Raw genomic sequence first — 20,981 nt, 5'->3', positions numbered from 1 at the left:
GCCGCAAGGCCGGGCGTGTCCGGCAGGCGCCGCGAGGCCGGGCGTCGTCCGTTTCCCCGCCCCTGCCTGGCGGCGGTGACCGTCGCAGCGAGGCGTGACCGCCGATGCCGAGCCCGGTTGGGCGGGGCCTTCCACCATCGGGTAACCTGGCCAGGTTGCCCGGGCTGCGCCTGGCGGCGACCTCATGAACGTTTCAATCCCAGGAGTATCCCGTGGCTAGCGTGTGCGACGTCTGTGGCAAGGGACCGGGCTTCGGCCACAACGTGTCCCACTCGCACCGGCGGACCAACCGCCGCTGGAACCCGAACATCCAGTCGGTGCGTACCCCGGCCGGTGGCGGCACGACCAAGAAGCTCAAGGTCTGCACGTCCTGCATCAAGGCGGGCAAGGTCACCCGCGCCTGACGCGGTAGCACCCACGATCTGTTGATGCCGGCGGGCCCTCGGTGGCCCGCCGGCATCGTCGTGTCCGCATCTCCGTCAGTCGGAGCGGCTGTTAACAGGGGGCCCTTCCTCTACCGCAGGCGTTAAGAAGGTGCCCTTCCTTTCACCTCAGAGGGTGCGGCCGAAGGAGAGGCAGCCGGGCTCGTCGGCGTAGTAGCCGAAGTTGGGGATGCGCTCGTAGCCGGCCGAGGTGTACATCGCGATCGCCTCGGGCTGCCGGTCGCCGCACTCCAGGATGAGCCGCTTGCGGCCCTGCTCGCGGGCGGAGCGTTCGATGGCCGCGAGCACCGTACGGGCCACGCCGCGGCCACGGGCCTGCGGCGCGGTGTACATCCGCTTCAACTCGGCGGTCTCGCCGTCGCTGCCGTGGCTGCGCCAGCCGCCGCAGCCGACCGGCTGCCCGTCGAGGTGGGCGACGAGGAAGGTGCCGTGCGGCGGGGTGAACTCGCGCGCGTCGACAGGCGTCTCGTCGCCGTCACCGCCGTACCGGGCGCCGAGGTCGGCAAGCGCGGAGGTGATCAGCTGCTGCGCCACCGGAGAGTCGAACGGCACCACGTGAATCTCGATTTCCTGCACCGGTGAAGCGTACGACCGAAGCGGCCCGTCACCGCCGCCGACCTGGGCGGACAGCGTTCGGCAGTGACCGATCACTCACTCAGCGAAAATGGTCCCAGCCACTCGGGCCGTCGAACGGCGCGCCGTCCACCGTCACGCCCCGGCCCTCGGCGACCCGGCCGATCTCGCGCCACCCGTCAGGCAGCACCGTCGCGGACGGGAAGGTCGCGACCAGCGCATGGTCGTCGCCACCGGCCAGCAGCCAGGCGTACGGGTCGACACCGAGCGCCTGCGCCGCGTCCCGCATCTGCGGCGGCACCTCGAAGGCGTCCCGGCGCAGGTCGACGGCGACCCCGCTGGCCTTCGCCACGTGTCCCAGGTCGGCGAGCAACCCGTCCGAGACATCGATCATGGCGGTGGCGCCGAGCCGGGCGGCCGCCGGACCAGCCGCGTAGGGCACCTCCGGCCGCCGGTACGCCTCGACCAGCAGCCGGGGCGTCCGGAAGCCGCGGGACAGCACGGTGAACCCGGCCGCCGCGTAACCGGTACGCCCGGCCAGGGCCACCAGGTCGCCCGATCGGGCACCGGACCGGGTGACCGGCGACCGGCCGGCCAGGTCGCCCAGGGCGGTGACCGCGATGGTCAGGGTGGGGCTGGCCGACATGTCGCCGCCGACCACGCTGGCGCCCACGCTCGCCGCCTCGGCACCGAGCCCGTCGGCGAGCTGCTCGACCCAGCCGGTATCCACGTCGGCCGGCACGCAGAGCGCCACCAGCAGGGCCGTCGGCTCGGCGCCCATGGCCGCCACGTCGGCGAGGTTCGCCGCCGCCGCCCGGCGGCCGATGTCGTGCGCCCCGGCCCAGTCCCGGCGGAAGTGCCGCCCGTCCACCAGAACGTCGGTCGAGGCGACCACCCGGGCGTCCGGCGCGGTGACCACCGCCGCGTCGTCGCCGGGGCCGAGCAGCACCGTCGATCCGTACGACAACCGGGCGGTGACCCGGTCGATCAGGCCGAACTCCCCGACCTGTGCGACGTCCACAGCGCCGCTGTCGCCCCGCTCGCTCACCGCTTCTCCTTGACCACCGATAGGGATCACACCTGGTCCGTAAGGTACTTTCTCCCTTCAGGCCGTCTGGCAGGCGGCGACGGAGGGAGGTCGAGTCGTGGTACAGGCGTACATCCTCATCCAGACAGAGGTCGGCCGGGCGCGTGACGTGGCCGGTCTCATCGCGGATCTCCCCGGCGTGGTCCGGGTCGACGCGGTGACCGGGCCGTACGACGTGGTCGTGCTCACCGAGGCGAACACCGTCGACGAGCTCGGCAAACTTATCGTCAGCAACGTGCAGATGGTGCCCGGCATCACCCGCACACTCACGTGTTCGGTGGTGCGGTTGTAAGTGTCCAGGATTTCCGAATCCCCCGGCGAGACCCGGCGTGCGAAGGACGCCGCACCGGCAGCCGACCGGACCAGCCGCACCGCCGCGCTGGTCGCCACGGCCGTGGCGCTGCCGGTGGCTCTCCTGGTAGGCACCCTGGCCTTCGTCAATCTCGCCCCGGACGGCTCGACCGCCACGCCGGAGCCCTCGCCGAGCGCGCCTCGGCCGCAGTCCACCGCGCCGGTCGAGATGGCCGCCCCGGCGCTGGCCGAGCGGCCGGCGACCGTCTGCCGCGCCCTGCTGTCGCAGCTGCCCGCCTCGATCCGCGACCTGCCGCAGCGGCCGGTGAGCGCCGGGCCGGAGCAGAACGCCGCGTACGGCGATCCGGCCCTGACGGTGGCCTGCGGCGGGTCCGAGCCCGAGGTGGCACCCACCGACCACATCTACCTGGTCAACGCGGTGTGCTGGCACGGGGTGGAGGAGGCGGACGCCACGGTGCTGACCACGCTCGACCGGGAGACCGCGGTGACCGTACGGGTGCCGCACTTCTACGGCGAGGCGTTGCAGTGGGCCGCCCCGATCGCCACCACGGTCGTCGCCTCGGTCCCCTCGGCGGGCCCGGTCCCGTCCGGTTGCACCTCCTGACCCGGCCGCCCGCGGTCGGCGTCGGCCGGGCCAGGCCGATCAGTACTGGCCGGTGCCCCGGGTCAGGGCGGTACGGATGAGCCGGTCGACAAGCTTCGGGTACTCCAGCCCGGAGGCCGCCCACATCCGGGGAAACATCGACGTCGGGGTGAAGCCCGGCATCGTGTTGATCTCGTTGAGGTAGACGTCCAGTTCCGAGGTGACGAAGAAGTCGGCCCGGGCCAGTCCGGCGCAGTCCAGCGCGGTGAAGGCCCGTACGGCGTAATCACGCACCTGCCGGGCGACCCGCTCGGGCAGGTCGGCCGGGACGTCGTACTCGCAGGCCGACTCCGCGTCGATGTACTTGGCCTCGAAGTCGTAGAAGTCGTAGTCGCCGACCACCCGCACCTCGGCCAGCACGGACGCCTCGGGCGTGCCGCCGGCCTCGCCTTCCAGCACGCCGCACTCGATCTCCCGGCCGATGATCGCGCCCTCGACCAGCACCTTGCTGTCGATCTCCCGGGCGATGGCGATCGCGGCCTCCAGGTCGGCCCAGTCGCTGACCTTGCTGACACCGAACGACGATCCGGCCCGCGAGGGCTTGACGAAGACCGGCAGGCCGAGGCGCTGCTTGTCCTCCTCGCTCAACGTCATGCCACTACGCAGCACGGCGTACGGGCCGATCGGGATGCCCTCGGCGGCACAGATCTTCTTGGTGAATTCCTTGTCCATGGCGGCGGCCGAGGCGAACACCTTCGCCCCCACGTACGGGATGCCCGCCATCTCCAGCATGCCCTGGATGGTGCCGTCCTCGCCGTAGGCGCCGTGCAGCACCGGGAAGACCACGTCCACGTTGGCAAGTGCCCGAGGCCCTTCGGTGGGGTCGAGCACCAGCAGGCCGCTGCCGGTCGGGTCGGCTCGCAGCACGATGTCGGCCCCCGACTCGGCGGTGATCTCCGGCAGCCGGCGCGAGTTGATCGCCAACTCGGTCGGGTCGCCGCTGGTCAGCACCCACTGACCCGCGCGGGTGATGCCGACCGGCACCACCTCGAACTCGTCGGGGTCGAGCGCACCGAGCACGCTGCCGGCGCTCACACAGGAGATGCCATGTTCCGGGCTGCGGCCGCCGAAGACGATCGCCACGCGGGTCTTGCCTGGGGTGGTCACTGCGGTCACCTTTCCGGGACGCACTGCTGGCGCTCTCCCGGATGACCTTACTGTGCGTGGCGAGATCGGGAAGTCGATACCCCACGAGACCGTAAGGCGGGCGCAATCGGTCAAGAAGCCCTATACCGTACGTGACCAGACGGGTGCGTCAGCCGGCCAGTTGCCGCTCGCCGAACGCGTGCCGCCGGCCGATCGCGATCACCTTGACGCGCTGCCGACCGGCTCGCACCATGCCCAGGGCCATGAATGCGCCCGCGATCCGCTCGGCCGCCTCACGGCTGCTCGCGCCGACCACCTGGCGGCGACGTTCGGGAGCGATGCGCTCGTTGCGAGCACCGCCCTCGCAGGGGCGCACGTCGGTCAGCACCACCAGGAATCGGGTCATCGCCGCGCGCCGCCCACCGCCGGTCGGGCCCGTCGTAGCGGCCGCGAGACTGCCGGACAGTATCTACGCACGTCGCTCTCCCTCCGGTGCCGACTCAAAGGCTCGTGGCGCGGCACGCGGCGGCCGGGTACGGGGGAATAACCCGACCGCCGCGCGCCCCATCCCCTCCGGTCGCTCACCGCCACCGTCGCCACGACAACCGGCGGTGAGGACGTGATGACAGCCTGACACCTTCACCGCCATGAATGCAACTCCCACTTACGTTTTCTCATGTACACGATCCCGAATACATGCGACCATCGATGCATGGCACCGAAGACCGCCCGCGCCCGACGACTCGGCATCGCCCTGCGCCAGCACCGTGAGGCCGCCGGCCTCACCCTGGAGGCCGCAGCCGACGAGATCAACAGCACCCGCAGCACGCTGTCCCGCTACGAGAACGCGCAGACGCTTGTCAGCCCGGCGACCGTACGCGCGCTGCTCACCCTCTACGGGGTGGGAGCGGACGACGTCGCGGCGGCTGTCGCGTTGGCCAAGGACGCGCGCAAGCCCGGCTGGTGGGTGTCCTATTCGTACCTGCTCGACCGACGCACCATCGACTTCATCGCGTTGGAGGCCGAGGCCACCGGCATCGCCAACTTCGAACCGTCGGTGGTGCCGGGGTTGTTGCAGACCGCCGACTACATCCGGGGCGTGATGCGGGGCGGCCCGCACACGCTCAGCGACAACGACGTCGAGGAGCGGGTCCACCTGCGACTGGACCGCCAGCAACGACTCACCGGTGACGACCCACCGATCTTCGACGCGATCCTCGACGAGGCCGCGCTCCTGCGCCCGGTCGGCGACGAGGCCGCGATGCAGGGCCAACTGCGGCACCTGCTCAAGATGAGCGAGCTGCCGAACATCACCGTGCAGCTGATCCCGTTGGCCGCCGGTTACCACCGGGGCACGCGGGGCTCGCTGCACATCCTCGAATTCGCCGACCCGGAGGACCCGATCATCGCCTCGGTGGAGACGGTCGCCGGGCAGATGGTCCTCGACCGGCCCGGCGACCTGCGAACCTGCACCAAGATCATGGAACATCTGCGGACTGTCGCGCTCAGCCCGTCGGCCAGCCGCGACGCATTGATCAAGATCCTGAAGGGACGGTAGACGATGACACCGACGACCAACGCCACCCCGGCGGTGGCCGGATGGCGCAAGAGCAGCCACAGCGGCGACGAGGGCGCCTGCGTGGAGGTGGCGGTCGTACCCGGCACGGTGGCGGTACGCGACTCCAAGGACCCGGACGGCCCGCTGCTGCTCTTCGCGCCGTCGGCCTGGACCGCCTTCGCCGAGGCACCGCCGCTGCGCTGATCCACGGGTGAACCCATGAGCCGCTGACCGGGCCGGTAAGGGCACCACCGGCCCGGTCAGCCCACCCGAGCGATCAGTGGCCGACAAGCGGCGGCGGCACCGGCAGTTCACGGGCCGCCGCCAGGGCGGCGAGGGCGGCACCCCGAGCGCCGGCCATGTCCCGCTCCGGCACCAGCGCGAAGGTGGCCGACGCGGCCTGCTCGTCCCGCAGCACGGTGTGCTCGCGTACGGTCGCCAGGAACCAGTCACGGAACTCGGGGACGGTCTCCACCACCCCACCGCCCACGAAGTAGGCGTGCGGATCGGTGAAGTTGGCCGCGATGGTGAACAACGCCCCGAGGGCTCGGGCCTGCTGGGCGAAGATCTCCCGGGCCATCTCGTCGCCCCGCTCGCCGTAGCCGCGCACCAGCTTCGCCGCCCGGGCCGGCGGCTCACCGGCCAGCGGATGGTCCGGAAACCGGGTGAGCCAGTACGGCAGCAGGTTGCGCTCGATCGCGGTCAGCGAGGCGACGGATTCCACGTCCCCGGCGAAGCCGCAGGCGCAGACCGGCACCGGCTGCCCCGGTGCGAGCACGTCGGTCAGCGGGACGTGCACGTGCCCCAGCTCACCGGCCATCCCCGCCGCGCCGGCGATCACCCGTCCGTACTCGACCAGCCCACCGCCCAGCCCGGTGCCGACGATCGCCGACACCGACGACCGGTGCATCGCGTCGACTCCGAAGTGGACGTGATGGGCGTAGAGCGCGGCGGCGTTGCCGTCGTTGTGATAGATCACCGGCAGCCCGAGCCGACGTTCCAGGGCACCCCGGATGTCGTGGCCGCGCCAGGCCGGCTGGGAGAAGTTCGTCGACCCCTTCGACGAGATCACCCCGGTGGCGCTGGCCGGACCGGGCGTGTCCAGCCCGACGGCGCTCACCTGGTCGCGGGACAGCCCGGTCAGGGCCAGGACACCGTCGAGGGAGCGGGCCATCGCCTCGACAGCGGCCTGCGGACCGGCGCGTACCTCGCTGGGGGTCTCCACGAGCTGGTCGACCAGGAAGCGTCCATCGAGCGTGAGCACCGTGGCGTTGTTGCTCGTACCGCCGTTGTCGATGCCCACGACCACAGTTGTGTCAGCCACCGGTCAACCGCCTCCCACCCGTTTCGATCGGAATACTCCGCGTGTCACTGGTGTCACGTCATGGCGTACGAGTCGTGAGGCTAGTTCTCGCTCCCCTGCCCCGCCATGCCGACCGGCCGTCGGGCCGTCATGGCGGTGGCCGCCAGGGACTCGTCACGCCACGTCGACGGCAGCAGCCCCGCCTCCGCCAGCACCGAAGCGAGCAGGTCGACCTGCGACTTGCCGACCTCCACCACCAGGTGCCCGCCGGGGGCGAGCCAACTCGTCGCCTCGGCGGCGAGCCGGCGCAGCACCGCCAACCCGTCCGGGCCGCCATCGAGCGCCACCAACGCCTCGTACCGGCGCGACTCGGCCGGCAGCAGGTCCAACGCCGCCGTCGGCACGTACGGCGCGTTCGCCACCACCAGGTCCAGGGTGCCGCGCCAGGTCGCCGGCAGCGCGTCGAACAGGTCACCGACGAGTACCGGCACGGCCAGTTCGGCGAGGTTGCCTCGGGCACAGGCCACCGCGGTCGGGTCCACGTCCACCGCAGCCAGCAGCCGCGGGGCGTGGAGTCGACGCGCCAGCGCCCGGCTGAGCGCGCCCGAGCCGCAACACAGCTCGACCACCCTCGCCGCCGGCCCGGCCACCGCCTCGGCCGCCGCGACGAGCGCCGCGGTCCGCGCCCTCGGCACGAAGACGCCGGGTACGACGGTGATCCGCTCGCCGCAGAACTCCGCCCAGCCGAGCAGGTACTCCAGCGGCTCCCCGGCCACCCGCCGATCGACCAGGGCGGCGAGCCTCCCCGGGTCGTCGGCCGCCTCCACCAGCAACCGGGCCTCGTCCTCGGCCCAGACACAGCCGGCCCGGCGTAGCCGGTCGACCGTGGCGGCCCGTACCGCCGAGGAGACGGCGATCATCTAGGCGCTGGCATCCAACGCGGCCGACACGTCGGCGGTCAGGTCCACCGTGTCCTCCACACCGCAGGAGAGTCGGACGAAGCCGGCGGCGGTGTCGTCACCCCACTGGGCGCGCCGGTCGGCGGTGGTGTGCAGGCCGCCGAAGGAGGTGGCCGCCGAGACCAGCCGGGCCGCGTCGAGGAACCGGGCGACTCGTTCGGCGTCGCCCAGGTCGAAGGAGAGCACCCCCGGCATCCGGCGCAGCTGACGCGAGGCGACCGGGTAGGCCGGATCGTCCGGCAGGCCCGGCCAGCGCAGCCCGGTCACGTCGGTGCGGTCGGCCAGCAGCCGGGCGAGGGCCTCGGCGTTGGCGCTCTGCCGGGCCAGGCGCAGGTCGAGGGTGGCCAGCGAGCGGTGTGCCAGCCAGGCGTCGAACGCGCCGGGCACCGCCCCGGTGGTGGTCCGCCAGGCGGTGAGCCGTTCCAGCAGCTCCGATGAGCGGGTGGCCAGGTAGCCCAGCAGCAGGTCGGAGTGCCCGGTCAGGGCCTTGGTGCCGGAGGCGACCACCAGGTCCGCGCCGAGGTCCAACGGGCGCTGCCCGAGCGGGGTCGCGGTGGTGTTGTCGACCGCCAGCAGGGCACCGGCGGCGTGCACCTGCTCGGCCAGCGCGGGCAGGTCCACCACGTCGAGTCCCGGGTTGGCCGGCGTCTCCACAAGCACCAGGCGTACCCCGTCGAAGGACGGGTACGGCCCGGCGGTCGGTGCCAGCAGCACCCGTACCCCGTTGCCGGCGAGTGTGTCGGTGGCGAACGTGCGGACCGGGAAGTATCCGTCGGCGGGCAGCACCACCGTGTCACCGGCGCGCAGCAGCCCCAGCAGCAGCCCGGTGATGGCCGCCTGGCCGCTGGCGAAGACCCGACACTCGCCGCCCTCCAGCTCGCCGATCGCCGCCTCCAGCAACCGCCGGGTGGGGTTGTCCGGGCGTCCGTACCCGTTCGGCGCCGCCTCCGGCCCGTGTCGGGGATCGAGATGGTACGGCGCGGCGAAGACCGGCCCCGGCAGGAATGGCTGCCCCGGTGCCGGGGCGGGCAGGCCGGCGTGCACGCACCGGGTGCCGTCACCGCCGGCCGGAAGCCGCTGGGGTACCTCGTCCTCGCTCATCGGCTCACTCCGGCTTCGTGGTGCGGCTCATCAGGGCGCGTACCGCGACCCGCGGGTCGACGCCCTCGTGGCAGACCAGCTCGACCTGCTCGGTGATCGGCATCTCCACGCCGTGCGCGCGGGCCAGGTCGCGGATGGCCAACGCGCTCTTGACCCCCTCGGCGGTCTGCCGGGTGGCCACCCGCGCCTCCTCCAGGGTGGCGCCCCGGCCCAGGTGCTCACCGAAGGTGCGGTTACGCGCCGACGGCGACGAGCAGGAGGCCACCAGGTCACCCATGCCGGCCAGCCCGGCGAAGGTGAGCGGGTCCGCGCCCAGCGCCACCCCGAGCCGGGCGGTCTCGGCCAGCCCTCGGGTGACAAGCATGGCCCGCGTGTTGTGACCGAAGCCCATCGCGGTGGCGATGCCGTACGCCAGGGCGATCACGTTCTTCACCGCGCCGCCCAGCTCACAGCCGACCACGTCGTCGTTGGTGTACGGCCGGAAGTACGGCGTGGTGATGGAGCGCTGCACCAGGGTGGCCCGGTCGACGTCGGTGCAGGCGACCACGGTGGCGGCCGGCTGCTCGGCGGCGATCTCCGGTGCCAGGTTGGGGCCGGAGACGACCACCACCCGGTCCGCGGCCACCTGCGCGGTCTCCACGATCACCTCGCTCATCCGCTTGGTGGTACCGAGCTCGATGCCCTTCATCAGCGAGACCAGCGTGGCGTCGGCGTGCAGGTGCGAGACCCACTCGGCGAGGTTGCCCCGCAGCGTCTGCGACGGCACCGCCAGCACCACCATCTCGGCGCCCTTGATCGCCTCGGCGGCGTCGCCGGTGCCGGTGACCCGCTCCGGCAGCACCACTCCGGGCAGGTACTCCGGGTTGCGTCGCTCGGTGCGGATGACGTCGGCGATCGGCTGCCGCCGGGCCCAGATGGTGACCTCCCGCCCGGCGTCGGCCAGGATCTTCGCGAACGCCGTACCCCAGGACCCGGCGCCCAGCACCGCCACGTGCCCACTCACGCCGTCGCCTCCGGACGCTGCTCGACGTTGGCCCGACCATTGCGCTGCCACAGCGGCGGCGGGGTGCCGCCCCGGATCTCGGCGAGCATGTCCCGCAGCCGCAGCATGATCACATCGGTCATCTCCTCCAGCACCGCGCGGCTGGGGGCGGCACCGGTCCACTGGCTCAGGTCGATCGGTGGCCCGGCCACCACGGTCACCGGGATCCGGGGCCGTGGGTTGAGCCGGGAGCGGCGCGGGTCGAAGATGCGCTCCGGCCCCCACATCACCACCGGCACCACCGGGGCGCCGGTCGCCAACGCCAGTCGGGCCGCCCCGGTCTTGCCCTTCATCGGCCACAGGTCCGGTTCCCGGGTGATGGTGCCCTCCGGGTAGATGATCACGGCATCACCCTCGCCGAGCGCCTTGATCAGGGCGTCCAGCGACTTGGCCGCGTCGACCGTCCCCCGCTCGACGGGGATCTGCTTGCACCGGTGCAGGATCCAGCCGATCACCGGAACCTTGAACACGCTCGCCTTGCCCAGGAACTGCGGCCAACGGCCGGAGTCGTAGATGAAATGGGCGGCGACCAGCGGGTCGGCGTGCGACATGTGGTTCGCCACGATGATCATCGGGCCCTCGGTGCCGAGGTGCTCCATCCCCCGCCAGGTGCGCCGGGTCCAGATCGTCATCACCGGCTTGACCAGCACCACGGCCAACCATTGCCAGAACCCCAGCCTGCGCCGACCCACCGTGCCTCCTCGTGCCCGCCCCGTCCACCGGAGGAACCGGTGACACCCGCAGCCGAAATCATGCCTGCTCGCCCCTGGTACGGCCAGTGAGGGTACCGACGCCGGCTGGCAGGATGACAGTGTGAGTCAGCCATGGACCGTGGTGGTACCGGTCAAGCGTCTGACCGCCGCGAAGACCCGGCTGCGCGGCGGGCTGCCCGGCGTGCCGCACGAGGAGTTGGCGCTGGCGCTGGCCGCCGACACGTTGGCCGCGGTGGGTGCCTGTTCGCCGCTGGTGCACATCCGGGTGGTCACCGACGATCCCCGGGTGAGCGCGCTGGCCCGGCTGGCCGGCGCCCAGGTGCTGCCCGACGCCCCGGACGCCGGCCTGAACGCCGCGTTCCGGCACGGTGCGACCGGAGCCGCCGGGTGGGTGGCGGGGCTCACCGCCGACCTGCCCGCCCTGCGCCCGGCCGAACTGGCCGCCGCGCTGGCCGAGGCCCGCAAGACCCCGGCAGGCGTACGGTCCTTCGTCAGCGACGCCCCCGGCAGCGGTACGGTGCTGCTCGCCGCACCTCCCGGCGTACCCCTGGATCCCCGGTTCGGACCCGACTCGGCCACGGCACACACGGCCAGCGGTGCCCGCGCGTTGGCCGGTGACTGGCCCAGCCTGCGTCGGGATGTGGACACCGCCGAGGACCTGCTGGCCGCGGCCCGGCTCGGGCTCGGCCCGCGCACCGCCGCGCTGGCCGCCGGCTGCCTGACCGGCTGAACCCCGGCCGAGCCGCGTCCCGTGTACGGTGCTGGGCATGCAGGGCACGGTGGCGACCTTCGACGCGGCGACCCGCAGCGGACTGCTGCTGCTCGACGACGGCACCGAGTTGCCCTTCCCCGCCCGCGCCTTCGACGCCTCCGGGCTGCGGCTGCTCCGGCTGGGGCAGCGGGTCCGGGTGGAGACCGACGCCGGCGGTGACGTCGTACGGGTGACGTTGCCGACGATGCCCTGACATCCCAGCTCAAGTTCAATTTGTGTTAACCCTGGTCGGGTGATTATGGGCGGGTGAGCACCCCTCGCGAACGCCCGGACCACCCCGCCGGCACCGACCCGGCCGCCTCCTCCGCCGGGCTGGAGGAGGTGCTGGACCCGGTCGCCGAGGCGGGCCTGCCCGAACCCGCCGACCGGGAGACCTCGGTCGACCGGCCGCTGCCGGAGGACCGGTTCCTCAACCGGGAGCTGTCCTGGCTCGACTTCAACGCCCGGGTCCTGGCGCTGGCCGAGGACCACCGCACGCCACTGCTGGAGCGGGCCAAGTTCCTCGCCATCTTCGCCAGCAACCTCGACGAGTTCTACATGGTGCGGGTCGCCGGGCTGAAACGGCGGCTCACCGCCGGCCTGCCGGTACGCGGCGGCGACGGGTTGCCCCTGCGTACCCAACTCGAACTGGTCGCCGCGAAGGCGGCCGACCTGGTCGCGCGGCACGCCGCCTGCTTCATCGACGACGTGTCGCCGAAGCTGGCGGCGGAGGGCATCCGGGTGCTGCGCTGGTCCGACCTCGGCGACAGCGAACGGGACCGGCTGCGCAGCTACTTCCGCGAGCAGATCTTCCCGGTGCTCACCCCGCTGGCGGTCGACCCGGCGCATCCCTTTCCGTACATCTCGGGCCGGTCGCTGAACCTGGCCGTGTCGGTCCGCGACCCGGACGGTGGGGCCGAACTCTTCGCCCGGGTCAAGGTGCCCAACAACGTGCCCCGGTTCGTCCGGGTCGACCGGGACCAGCCCGGCGTACGGATGCTGCCGCTGGAGGACCTCATCGCGGTCCACCTCGGTCAACTCTTCTCCGGCATGCAGGTGGTGGAGTGCCACCTGTTCCGGGTCACCCGCAACGCCGAGGTGGAGGTCGACGAGGACCGCGACGAGGACCTGCTCCAGGCCCTCGAACGGGAACTGGCCCGGCGGCGGTTCGGTCCTCCGGTCCGGCTGGAGGTCGCCGCGTCGATCTCCGACCACATGCTGGAGTTGCTGGTCCGCGAACTGGACATGGACGCCCAGGACGTGCTGCGGGTCCGGGGGCTGCTCGACCTGTCCGCGCTGTGGCAGCTCTACGGCGAGGCGGACCGGCCGGACCTGAAGGATCCGCCCTTCGTGCCGGCCACCCATCCCCGACTGGCCGAGGGTGAGGTGCCGCGCAGCGTCTTCGCCACCCTGCGCGACGGGGACGTGCTGGTGCACCACCCGTACCACTCGTTCGCCACAAGCGTGCAGCGCTTCATCGAGCAGGCCGCCGCCGACCCGCACGTGCTGGCCATCAAGCAGACGCTGTACCGCACCAGCGGCGACTCTCCGATCGTGGACGCGCTGGTCGAGGCCGCCGCGGCCGGCAAGCAGGTGGTGGTGCTCGTCGAGTTGAAGGCCCGCTTCGACGAGGTGGCCAACATCGGCTGGGCCCGCACGCTGGAACGCGCCGGATGCCACGTGGTCTACGGGCTGGTCGGTCTCAAGACGCACTGCAAGACCGCCCTGGTGGTACGCCAGGAGGGCAACCAGATCCGCCGCTACTGCCACATCGGCACCGGCAACTACCACCCCAAGACGGCCCGCCTCTACGAGGACTTCGGCATGCTCACCGCCGACCCGGAGATCGGCGCCGACCTGACCGACCTGTTCAACGTGCTCACCGGCTACAGCCGGCAGACCGCGTACCGGCGACTGCTGGTGGCCCCGCAGGGCGTCCGGGGCGGCCTGATCGAGCGGATCGAACGGGAGATCACCCAGGTCCGGCTCGGCATGCCCGGGTTGGTGCAGTTCAAGGTCAACTCGCTGGTCGACGAGGCCGTCACCGACGCCCTGTACCGGGCCTCCCGGGCGGGCGTACACGTCGACCTGATCATCCGGGGGATGTGCACGCTGCGTCCCGGCGTACCCGGGCTCTCGGACAACATCCGGGTCCGCTCCATCCTCGGCCGTTTCCTGGAACACTCCCGGATCTTCCGCTTCGGCAACAACGGCGACGCCGAGTTCTGGATCGGGTCGGCCGACATGATGCACCGCAACCTGGACCGACGGGTCGAGGCACTGGTCCAGGTCAGCGACCCGGTGGCCCGCGCCGAACTGGACCACGTGCTCCAGGCCGCGATGAGCCCGGACGTGGACGCGTTCGAGTTGAGCGCCGACGGCAGTTGGACCCGGCGCAGCGGCACGCCGACGGCACCGCTTGTCCACCTGCAGGATCTGTTGCTGCGTCGGGTCGGCAGCACCGCCGGGTGAGCGGTGCGGGCATAGGCTGAGCAGATGGTCAACGAGGAGGACCTGGCGGTCGCCGGCCGCCGGCAGGACCCGCACCCGGGAGCCGGCGTGGCCGTGATCCGGGCGGCCGGCGGGGTGGTGTGGCGGCCGGCCCCGGACGGCAGCGTCCAGGTGTGCCTGGTGCACCGCCCCCGGTACGGGGACTGGACGTTGCCGAAGGGCAAGCTGGAACCGGGCGAGCATCCGCTGCTCGCCGCCGCCCGGGAGGTCGCCGAGGAGGCCGACGCCCAGGCGGTACCGCAGGTGCGCCTGCCCAGCGTGCAGTACCGCAGCGAGGGCCTGCTCAAGACGGTCGACTACTGGGCGATGCGGGCGGTGGGCACCGGCGGTTTCCAGCCCGGCACCGAGGTCGACGACATGCGCTGGCTGAGTGTGGACGACGCGGTGGCGCTGGTCAGCTACCCGCATGACGCCCAGGTGCTTGCCGCTTTCGCCGCGCTGCCCCAGGCCACCGCGGCGATCCTGCTGGTCCGGCACGGCCACGCCGGTGAGCGGCTGGGCTGGTCCGGGCCGGACGCCGGCCGGCCGTTGGACGCCCGAGGCTGGTCCCAGGCGCACGCGTTGGCCCCGCTGATCGCGCTGATCCGCCCGACCCGGCTGCTCGCCGCCTCGCCCCGCCGGTGCGTGCAGACCCTCGATCCGGCAGCCGCGCTGCTCGACCTGCCGATCGAGATCAGCGGTGACCTGGACGAGCCGCGCGCCGGCCAGCAGACCGACGAGTGCGCACTGGCCACGGCGGCAGCCCTCACCGCGCTGGCGGCACAGGGTGAGCCGGTGGCCGCCTGCAGCCAGGGCAAGGTCATCCCCGGCGCGCTGGAACGGCTCGTCGGCCAGCCCGGCGACTACGCCACCGGAAAGGGCGGCGGCTGGCTGCTCGCCTTCACCGGCGACCGGCTGCTCGCCGCCGATCGTCTCTGAGCGCCCCCGCACCGAAGCCAGCGCGGGCAGCCCCACTCCCCTGTGCGGAGAGGTGTCCGGGGTCGTGCGACGCCCTCCTGCCGTCAATTCCGTTCGCCGGGTGGCAGCTTGAGGGTCACCGCGACCGGCAGGTGGTCGCTGGCGGTGCTGGCGATCGCGACCGGATCGGTGGCCGGCAGATCCGGGGAGACGAAGATGTGGTCGATCTGCTGGCGCGGGTCGTCGGCCGGGCTGGTGGGCAGCGGGCGTACGGCCGCGAAGGCGTCGACCAGCCCGGCGTCGGTGAGCGCCGTGAACGCCGGATCGCCCGGCTCGGTGTTGAAGTCACCGGCGACCACCAGCGGCCTGCCGTCGGCGTACGCGGTGGCGAACTCGGCGACCGCTCGGGCCTGCACCACCGGATCCGTACCGGGTGGAGGTTGCAGGTGGGTGCTCACCACCGCCAGCCGCACGCCGTCGCTGAAGTCGACGGTGACGCCGAGGGCCTGCGCACCGGTGGGTGCGCCCACCGCGGGTAGCGCGCGGGTCTGCGCCTGCCGGACCGGCCAGCGGCTCAGCACCGCATCGCCCCAGAGCGCCCCGGCGGCCGGCGCGAAGACGTACGGCATCTCCAGGCGGGTCGCCAGCAGGTGCAGGGTGTCGTGGCCGCCGTTGAGCAACCAGCCCCGGTCGACCTCACTGAGCAGCACCACGTCGGCCCGCCCGATCGCCCGGTCGAGAGCGGCCAGGTCGAGCCGCCCGTCCAGGCCGAAGCCCATCCGGATGTTGTACGCCACCAGCCGTACCTGCGTCGGCGGTCCGGGCCGGTTGGTCGCCGTCAACCACGGCCCGTGCATCACCGCGGCGACGAGGGCGACCAGGGCGGCCAGCAGGGCCGCCAGCAACGCCCGTACCGGCCGGGCAGCCGTCACCGGCCGCGTCAGCTCGGTGGTGGCGTCGACCGGGGCCACAGCGGCACCTGACGCCGATTGCCGCCCACCGTGCGCGACGGCACCCACCACCATCGCCACCACGACGGGCAGCCATCCGTTGGGGTAGCCGATGTCGTAGGCGGCGTAGAAGAGCACCGTCGCGACGGCGAAGACCAGCATGCCGCCGATCGCCGCGTACCCGCGCCGGGCAACGGTCGACGGGCCCCGCTGGACGGTCGTGAGGGCCAGGCAGCCACCGAGACCGGCTGCGGCGAGCAGCATCGCGACACCGAGGGCCGACGGTGGCCCGTACCCGAACAGCAGCGTTCCGGCCAGCAGCAGCACCGGGAACAGCAGACGCAGGCGGCCCTGCGGCGGCGGGAACAACGCGCAGAACACGAACAGCGCCACCGCGCCGGTCAGCGGTGCCAGGGCGAACAGGGGCGGTTCGGCGGTGCCGGCGTGGCCGAACCAGAACGAATTCGCGGTGCTGGCGACCGCCGGTGACAGCGCGAGCATGCCGCCCAGCAGCAACGACGGCCCGGCGAGCAGCCAGCTTCGGGCCGGCGGCATTGTCGCCGCGTCGCCGTCCCGCTCGGCGACGTCTGGTTGCCGGGCGGACGCGACCGCCGCGACCAGCAGCAACGCCACCACGGCGACGCTTGGCAGCCACGCCTCCCACCGTCCCCACCACACCGGGTCGTGGGTGCCGAACATCGCGTGGCCGAGCGCCCCGGCGGTCAGTCCGTAGACCAGTCCGGGCACCGGATGCGTGACCTGACTCGCGGCCGCTGCCAGCCACACCAGTCCGGCCAGCAGACCGGCGGTGGCCAGCCAGAGCTGCGTACGGCCGCCAGGAACCGCGGTGAGGGCCAGTCGGGCAGCACCCAGTACGACAAGGGCCACCAGCCCGACGGGGCGGGCACCGACCCGTACGACGAGGACCGGTGCGGCGAGTGCGAGCACGAACCAGCCGAGCGCGAACGCGCCGAGCAGCTCGGCGGGGGTCGACGCGGCCTGCCCGAAGATGGTGATGACCGACGGCAGGAAGACGCGGAGCACGTCGGTGAGGACGACGAGGCCCAGCGCCAGGGTGACGGTGGCGAGGTGACGGTGGCGCAGCACGGTTCTCATTTCGCCGAGGGTGTGCGGCGATTCTGGTGCCGTACGGCGCGTCGGTCAACGCCTGCAAGGCGATCGGGCCCGGACACGGCGAAGGGCGCCCACCGGCATGGTGGGCGCCCTCGTCGTACGACCGGCTCAGCGTCGGGTTGCCGCCTTCTTGGCCGGTGCCTTCTTCGCCGGAGCCTTCTTGGCCGCCGTGGTCTTGCTGGCCGCCGTGGTGCTCTTGGTGGCGGTCTTCTTCGCCGGAGCGGCCTTCTTGGTGGTGGTCTTCTTGGCCGCGGTGGTCTTGGCCGCCGTGGTCTTGGCCGCGGTCGTCTTCTTGGCCGCTGCGGTCGTCTTCGTCGCGGTGGTCTTCTTGGCCGCCGTGGTCTTGGTGGCGGCGGCGGTCTTCTTCGCGGTGGTCGCCTTCGCACCGGTCGCCTTGGCACCGGTGGTCTTGGCGGTGGCTGCGGCAGCCTTCTTCGCCGCCGCCGTGGCCTTCGGCACCTTGCCGCTGGCCACCATCTCCTTGAACCCGGCGCCGGGGCGGAAGGTCGGCACGGAGGTCTTCTTGACCTTCACCGCCTCGCCGGTACGCGGGTTGCGCGCTGTTCGAGCGCCCCGAACGCGCTTCTCGAACGCTCCGAATCCGGTGATCGCCACCTTCTCGCCCTTGGTGACCGCCGCCTGGACCTCAGCGAGGACCGCGTCTAGCGCGGCCGTCGCCGTTTTCCGGTCCCCCAGGCGAACGGCGAGCGCCTCGATGAGCTCGGCCTTGTTCACGACTTCCTCCTGATTGTGCAACTGACTCGACGCGAGCCATTCTGCGCGCACGGTATGCCCTGTGCTGCCGGGACACAAACATTCGGTGGAAAAAAGCCCTTGTGTCGTAACGGATTCGCCCCCACCGGTGGCACCGGTGGGGGCGAAATCGGCGATGGAACGCGGCGAACGGGCTATGCGACCCGGGGCAGGAAGGACGGCCGGGTGGTCTCGAAGGCACTGATCTGGGCCTCGTGCCGGAGGGTGAGTCCAATGTCGTCCAAGCCCTCCATCAGCCGCCAGCGGCTGAAATCGTCGAGCGGGAACGACCACGTGGCGGCACCGGCCTGGACCTGACGGGTGGCCAGATCCACGGTGATCGCGGTGCCGGGGTCGGCCTCGACCAGACCCCAGATCTCCTCGACGGCTTTCAATTCCAGCTCTACCGGAAGCAACCCTTCCTTAAGAGCGTTGCCGCGGAAGATGTCACCGAAGCCGGGTGCGATCACGACTCGGAACCCGTAGTCGCGCAGCGCCCAGACCGCGTGCTCGCGCGAGGATCCGGTGCCGAACTCCGGACCGGCGACGAGAATCGATGCTCCGGAATAAGATTGATCGTTGAGCACGAATCCCGGGTCCTCGCGCCACGCGCTGAACAACCCGTCCGCGAAACCGGTACGGGTCACCCGCTTCAGGTAGACGGCCGGGATGATCTGATCCGTGTCCACGTCGGAACGACGCAGCGGCACCGCGGTGCCGGTGTGCACGGTGAACTTCTCCATCTGTCGCAAGCCCTTCTACAGATCGGCGGGAGCAGCCAGGCGGCCGGCAACTGCGGTCGCGGCGGCGACCGGCGGACTGACCAGGTGGGTACGCCCACCCCGACCCTGGCGACCCTCGAAGTTCCGGTTGGAGGTCGAGGCGGAGCGCTGCCCCGGGGAGAGCGTGTCCGGGTTCATGCCCAGGCACATCGAGCAGCCGGCGAAACGCCACTCGGCACCCGCGTCGGTGAAGACCTTGTCCAGCCCTTCGGCCTCGGCGGCCTCCCGCACGGCGGCGGAGCCGGGCACCACCATCATGCGTACGCCCTCGGCGACCCGGTGGCCGCGCAGCACGTCCGCGGCGGCCCGCAGGTCCTCCAGCCGGCCGTTGGTGCAGGAGCCGACGAAGACCACGTCGACCGCGAGGTCCCGCAGCGGGGTGCCCGGTCGCAGGTCCATGTACTCCAGGGCACGACGGGCAGCGGCCCGTTCCGCGTCCGTGGTGAAGTCCTCCGGGTCCGGCACGGTCGCGCCCAGCGGAACGCCCTGACCCGGGTTGGTGCCCCAGGTCACGAACGGCGTGATCTCCGACGCGTCCAGGATCACCTCGGCGTCGAAGGTCGCCCCCTCGTCGGTGGGCAGGGTCCGCCAGTAGGCGAGCGCCGCGTCCCAGTCGGCGCCGGTGGGGGCGTTCGGCCGCCCCTTCAGGTACGCGAAGGTGGTCTCGTCCGGCGCGATCATGCCGGCCTTGGCACCCCACTCGATCGACATGTTGGCGATGGTCATCCGGCCTTCCATGGACAGCGCCCGGATGGCCTCACCGCGGTACTCGACGATGTGCCCGCGACCGCCACCGGTGCCGACCTTGGCGATCAGCGCGAGGACCAGGTCCTTGGCGGTGACGCCGGGGTTGAGCTGACCGTTGACGGTGACCGCCATGGTCTTCGGCCGGGCCTGCGGCAGCGTCTGGGTGGCCAGCACGTGCTCGACCTCACTGGTGCCGATGCCGAAGGCCAGGGCCCCGAAGGCACCGTGGGTGGCGGTGTGCGAGTCGCCACAGACGATTGTCATGCCGGGCTGGGTGAGCCCGAGCTGCGGGCCGATAACGTGCACGATGCCCTGGTTCTCGTCGCCCAGGGGGTGCAGCTTCACGCCGAACTCCGCGCAGTTGCGGCGCAGCGTCTCGATCTGGGTACGTGAGGTGGGGTCGGCGATGGTGAGCAGGTCACCACGGCGCTGCTGGAACGAGGGATCGGCGTACCCGGTCGGGGTGTTGTGGTCCTCGGTCGCGAGGGTGAGGTCGGTACGGCGCACCGGGCGCCCGGCGAGCCGCAGCCCGTCGAACGCCTGCGGGCTGGTCACCTCGTGCAGCAGGTGCAGGTCGATGAAGAGCAGATCGGGCTCTCCCGCGACAGACCGGACGACATGCGCGTCCCAGACCTTCTCGGCCAAGGTTCTCGGCTGAGTAGTGGCTCCCACCATCTGGACATCCTAAATTCTGGGAGGTAAATTTCGGCTTGTGGGACACAGTATGAGCGGTGTCGGCGTTCTCGACAAGGCGGTGGTCATCCTGGCCGCCTGTGTCGACGGCGCCAGCCTGGCCGAACTCGTTGAACGCACCAAGCTGCCCCGAGCCACCGCACATCGGCTGGCCCAGGCGCTGGAGATCCATCGGATGCTGGTCCGGGACACCCAGGGGCGGTGGCGCCCCGGCCCACGCCTGGGTGAGCTGGCCAACGCCGCGCCGGACGTGCTGCTGACCGCGGCCGAGCCGCTGCTTGCCGCATTGCGGGACGCCACCGGCGAAAGCGCCCAGCTCTACCTTCGCAGAGCGGACGAACGGATCTGTGTGGCCGCCGCCGAACGGGCCAGCGGCCTACGGGACACCGTCCCGGTCGGCTCGGTGCTGCCGATGACCGCCGGATCGGCGGCCCAGATCCTGCTCGCCTGGGAGCCACCCGAGGCGGTGATGCCGCTGCTGCCCCGGTCCAAGTTCACCGGCCGCACCCTGGCCGAGGTACGCCGCCGAGGCTGGGCGCAGAGCGTCGCCGAACGCGAGCCGGGTGTGGCCAGTGTCTCAGCCCCGATCCGCGACCGTACCGGCCGGGTGATCGCCGCCATCAGCATCTCCGGCCCCATCGAACGCCTCGGCCGCCGCCCCGGCGAACGCCACGCCATGGCCGTCGTCCGAGCCGGCCAACGCCTCTCCGGCCTCTAACCCGACCTCCCCCTCCCCTCCCACCCACCCAGACCCCGGTTGATCAAGAGGTTTGCGTCTACGAACAGCCGATTCGAGACGCAAACCTCTTGATCAACTCAGCCGGAGGAGGGGGCGTCCGCGGTGGGCAGGGGTGGGGTGGGGGAAGCGAAACGGCTCGTCCCGAGGTGGGGACGAGCCGTGACTGTTACCTGTAGCCCCGACCGGATTCGAACCGGCGCTACC

General features: G+C 71.9%; 23 protein-coding genes. 10 read left to right on the top strand and 13 right to left on the bottom strand.

Going from position 1 to position 20,981, the window contains the following annotated elements:
- Positions 1 to 212: 212 nt before the first annotated feature.
- Positions 213 to 404, top strand: a complete 192-nt coding sequence (gene rpmB / locus C1A38_RS24900; protein WP_007075181.1) for a 50S ribosomal protein L28 — start codon at positions 213 to 215, stop codon at positions 402 to 404.
- 147 nt (positions 405 to 551) lie between these two features.
- On the opposite strand, the gene C1A38_RS24895 is transcribed toward rpmB, so the two are convergent.
- Positions 552 to 1,019 carry a GNAT family N-acetyltransferase gene (locus C1A38_RS24895; RefSeq protein ID WP_102660154.1) on the bottom strand — a complete coding sequence of 156 codons (468 nt, stop codon included), beginning with the start codon at positions 1,017 to 1,019 and terminating at the stop codon, positions 552 to 554.
- A 79-nt stretch (positions 1,020 to 1,098) separates the two neighbouring features.
- Positions 1,099 to 2,064 carry a thiamine-phosphate kinase gene (locus C1A38_RS24890; protein ID WP_102660147.1) on the bottom strand — a complete coding sequence of 322 codons (966 nt, stop codon included), beginning with the start codon at positions 2,062 to 2,064 and terminating at the stop codon, positions 1,099 to 1,101.
- A gap of 97 nt (positions 2,065 to 2,161) precedes the next feature.
- Between C1A38_RS24890 and C1A38_RS24885 the strand changes: the two genes are divergently transcribed.
- Both C1A38_RS24885 and C1A38_RS24880 read left to right on the top strand, forming a co-directional pair.
- Positions 2,162 to 2,395 carry an Lrp/AsnC ligand binding domain-containing protein gene (locus C1A38_RS24885; protein ID WP_013732068.1) on the top strand — a complete coding sequence of 78 codons (234 nt, stop codon included), beginning with the start codon at positions 2,162 to 2,164 and terminating at the stop codon, positions 2,393 to 2,395.
- A gap of 9 nt (positions 2,396 to 2,404) precedes the next feature.
- Positions 2,405 to 3,019, top strand: coding sequence for a DUF3515 family protein (locus tag C1A38_RS24880; protein WP_233197003.1), 615 nt, complete (start codon positions 2,405 to 2,407; stop codon positions 3,017 to 3,019).
- A 39-nt stretch (positions 3,020 to 3,058) separates the two neighbouring features.
- Here the strand turns inward: C1A38_RS24880 and C1A38_RS24875 are convergent, their stop codons facing one another.
- Together C1A38_RS24875 and C1A38_RS24870 are read right to left on the bottom strand one after the other, a co-directional pair.
- On the bottom strand, positions 3,059 to 4,165 hold the full coding sequence (locus tag C1A38_RS24875) for a D-alanine--D-alanine ligase family protein (RefSeq protein WP_102660145.1): 1,107 nt from the start codon (positions 4,163 to 4,165) through the stop codon (positions 3,059 to 3,061).
- 148 nt (positions 4,166 to 4,313) lie between these two features.
- A complete protein-coding gene (locus C1A38_RS24870) occupies positions 4,314 to 4,550 on the bottom strand; it encodes a hypothetical protein (protein ID WP_102660144.1) in 237 nt (78 codons plus the stop codon).
- 306 nt (positions 4,551 to 4,856) lie between these two features.
- Between C1A38_RS24870 and C1A38_RS24865 the strand changes: the two genes are divergently transcribed.
- Entirely contained in the window at positions 4,857 to 5,702 is an 846-nt protein-coding gene (locus C1A38_RS24865; RefSeq protein ID WP_013732064.1) for a helix-turn-helix domain-containing protein, read from the top strand.
- A gap of 3 nt (positions 5,703 to 5,705) precedes the next feature.
- Entirely contained in the window at positions 5,706 to 5,906 is a 201-nt protein-coding gene (locus tag C1A38_RS24860) for a DUF397 domain-containing protein (protein ID WP_102660143.1), read from the top strand.
- Positions 5,907 to 5,979: 73 nt separating this feature from the next.
- On the opposite strand, the gene C1A38_RS24855 is transcribed toward C1A38_RS24860, so the two are convergent.
- The 5 genes from C1A38_RS24855 to C1A38_RS24835 form a co-directional block, all read right to left on the bottom strand.
- Entirely contained in the window at positions 5,980 to 7,026 is a 1,047-nt protein-coding gene (locus C1A38_RS24855) for an ROK family protein (RefSeq protein WP_102660142.1), read from the bottom strand.
- 80 nt (positions 7,027 to 7,106) lie between these two features.
- Positions 7,107 to 7,925, bottom strand: coding sequence for a putative protein N(5)-glutamine methyltransferase (locus C1A38_RS24850; protein WP_102660141.1), 819 nt, complete (start codon positions 7,923 to 7,925; stop codon positions 7,107 to 7,109).
- A complete protein-coding gene (locus C1A38_RS24845) occupies positions 7,926 to 9,065 on the bottom strand; it encodes a cystathionine gamma-lyase (protein WP_102660140.1) in 1,140 nt (379 codons plus the stop codon).
- Positions 9,066 to 9,069: 4 nt separating this feature from the next.
- Positions 9,070 to 10,068 (bottom strand): NAD(P)H-dependent glycerol-3-phosphate dehydrogenase, encoded by a 999-nt coding sequence (locus C1A38_RS24840; protein ID WP_102660139.1) that lies wholly within the window; start codon positions 10,066 to 10,068, stop codon positions 9,070 to 9,072.
- Entirely contained in the window at positions 10,065 to 10,799 is a 735-nt protein-coding gene (locus tag C1A38_RS24835) for a lysophospholipid acyltransferase family protein (RefSeq protein WP_102660138.1), read from the bottom strand. Before C1A38_RS24835 ends, C1A38_RS24840 begins: the two co-directional genes overlap by 4 nt.
- Before the next feature lie 121 nt (positions 10,800 to 10,920).
- Between C1A38_RS24835 and cofC the strand changes: the two genes are divergently transcribed.
- Genes cofC through C1A38_RS24815 form a run of 4 tightly spaced genes read left to right on the top strand, consistent with a single transcriptional unit; the run spans position 10,921 to position 15,000 of the window.
- A complete protein-coding gene (cofC, locus tag C1A38_RS24830) occupies positions 10,921 to 11,550 on the top strand; it encodes a 2-phospho-L-lactate guanylyltransferase (protein WP_102660137.1) in 630 nt (209 codons plus the stop codon).
- A 37-nt stretch (positions 11,551 to 11,587) separates the two neighbouring features.
- A complete protein-coding gene (locus C1A38_RS24825) occupies positions 11,588 to 11,785 on the top strand; it encodes a cold-shock protein (RefSeq protein WP_199180320.1) in 198 nt (65 codons plus the stop codon).
- A 53-nt stretch (positions 11,786 to 11,838) separates the two neighbouring features.
- Entirely contained in the window at positions 11,839 to 14,043 is a 2,205-nt protein-coding gene (locus C1A38_RS24820) for an RNA degradosome polyphosphate kinase (RefSeq protein WP_102660135.1), read from the top strand.
- Between the two features lie 24 nt (positions 14,044 to 14,067).
- Positions 14,068 to 15,000: an NUDIX hydrolase gene (locus C1A38_RS24815; protein ID WP_233197002.1), complete on the top strand. Its 933-nt coding sequence runs from the start codon at positions 14,068 to 14,070 to the stop codon at positions 14,998 to 15,000.
- A gap of 83 nt (positions 15,001 to 15,083) precedes the next feature.
- Here the strand turns inward: C1A38_RS24815 and C1A38_RS24810 are convergent, their stop codons facing one another.
- From C1A38_RS24810 to leuC, 4 genes are all read right to left on the bottom strand, one after another.
- Positions 15,084 to 17,045: an endonuclease/exonuclease/phosphatase family protein gene (locus C1A38_RS24810; RefSeq protein ID WP_233197001.1), complete on the bottom strand. Its 1,962-nt coding sequence runs from the start codon at positions 17,043 to 17,045 to the stop codon at positions 15,084 to 15,086.
- A gap of 126 nt (positions 17,046 to 17,171) precedes the next feature.
- Positions 17,172 to 17,798, bottom strand: a complete 627-nt coding sequence (locus C1A38_RS24805; RefSeq protein ID WP_102660134.1) for an HU family DNA-binding protein — start codon at positions 17,796 to 17,798, stop codon at positions 17,172 to 17,174.
- 173 nt (positions 17,799 to 17,971) lie between these two features.
- Positions 17,972 to 18,559: a 3-isopropylmalate dehydratase small subunit gene (leuD, locus tag C1A38_RS24800; RefSeq protein WP_102660133.1), complete on the bottom strand. Its 588-nt coding sequence runs from the start codon at positions 18,557 to 18,559 to the stop codon at positions 17,972 to 17,974.
- 15 nt (positions 18,560 to 18,574) lie between these two features.
- Positions 18,575 to 20,020 carry a 3-isopropylmalate dehydratase large subunit gene (leuC, locus tag C1A38_RS24795; RefSeq protein ID WP_102660132.1) on the bottom strand — a complete coding sequence of 482 codons (1,446 nt, stop codon included), beginning with the start codon at positions 20,018 to 20,020 and terminating at the stop codon, positions 18,575 to 18,577.
- A gap of 49 nt (positions 20,021 to 20,069) precedes the next feature.
- On the opposite strand from leuC, the gene C1A38_RS24790 reads away from it, so the two are divergent.
- Entirely contained in the window at positions 20,070 to 20,756 is a 687-nt protein-coding gene (locus tag C1A38_RS24790) for an IclR family transcriptional regulator (protein ID WP_013732051.1), read from the top strand.
- The last annotated feature ends 225 nt before the right edge of the window (positions 20,757 to 20,981 follow it).

It is taken from the genome of Verrucosispora sp. ts21 (genome assembly GCF_002879555.1).
GTDB classification, from domain to species: Bacteria; Actinomycetota; Actinomycetes; order Mycobacteriales; family Micromonosporaceae; genus Micromonospora; species Micromonospora gifhornensis.
Note: the sequence above shows the minus strand (reverse complement) of the source record. Positions and strands in the feature narration are given on the sequence as shown.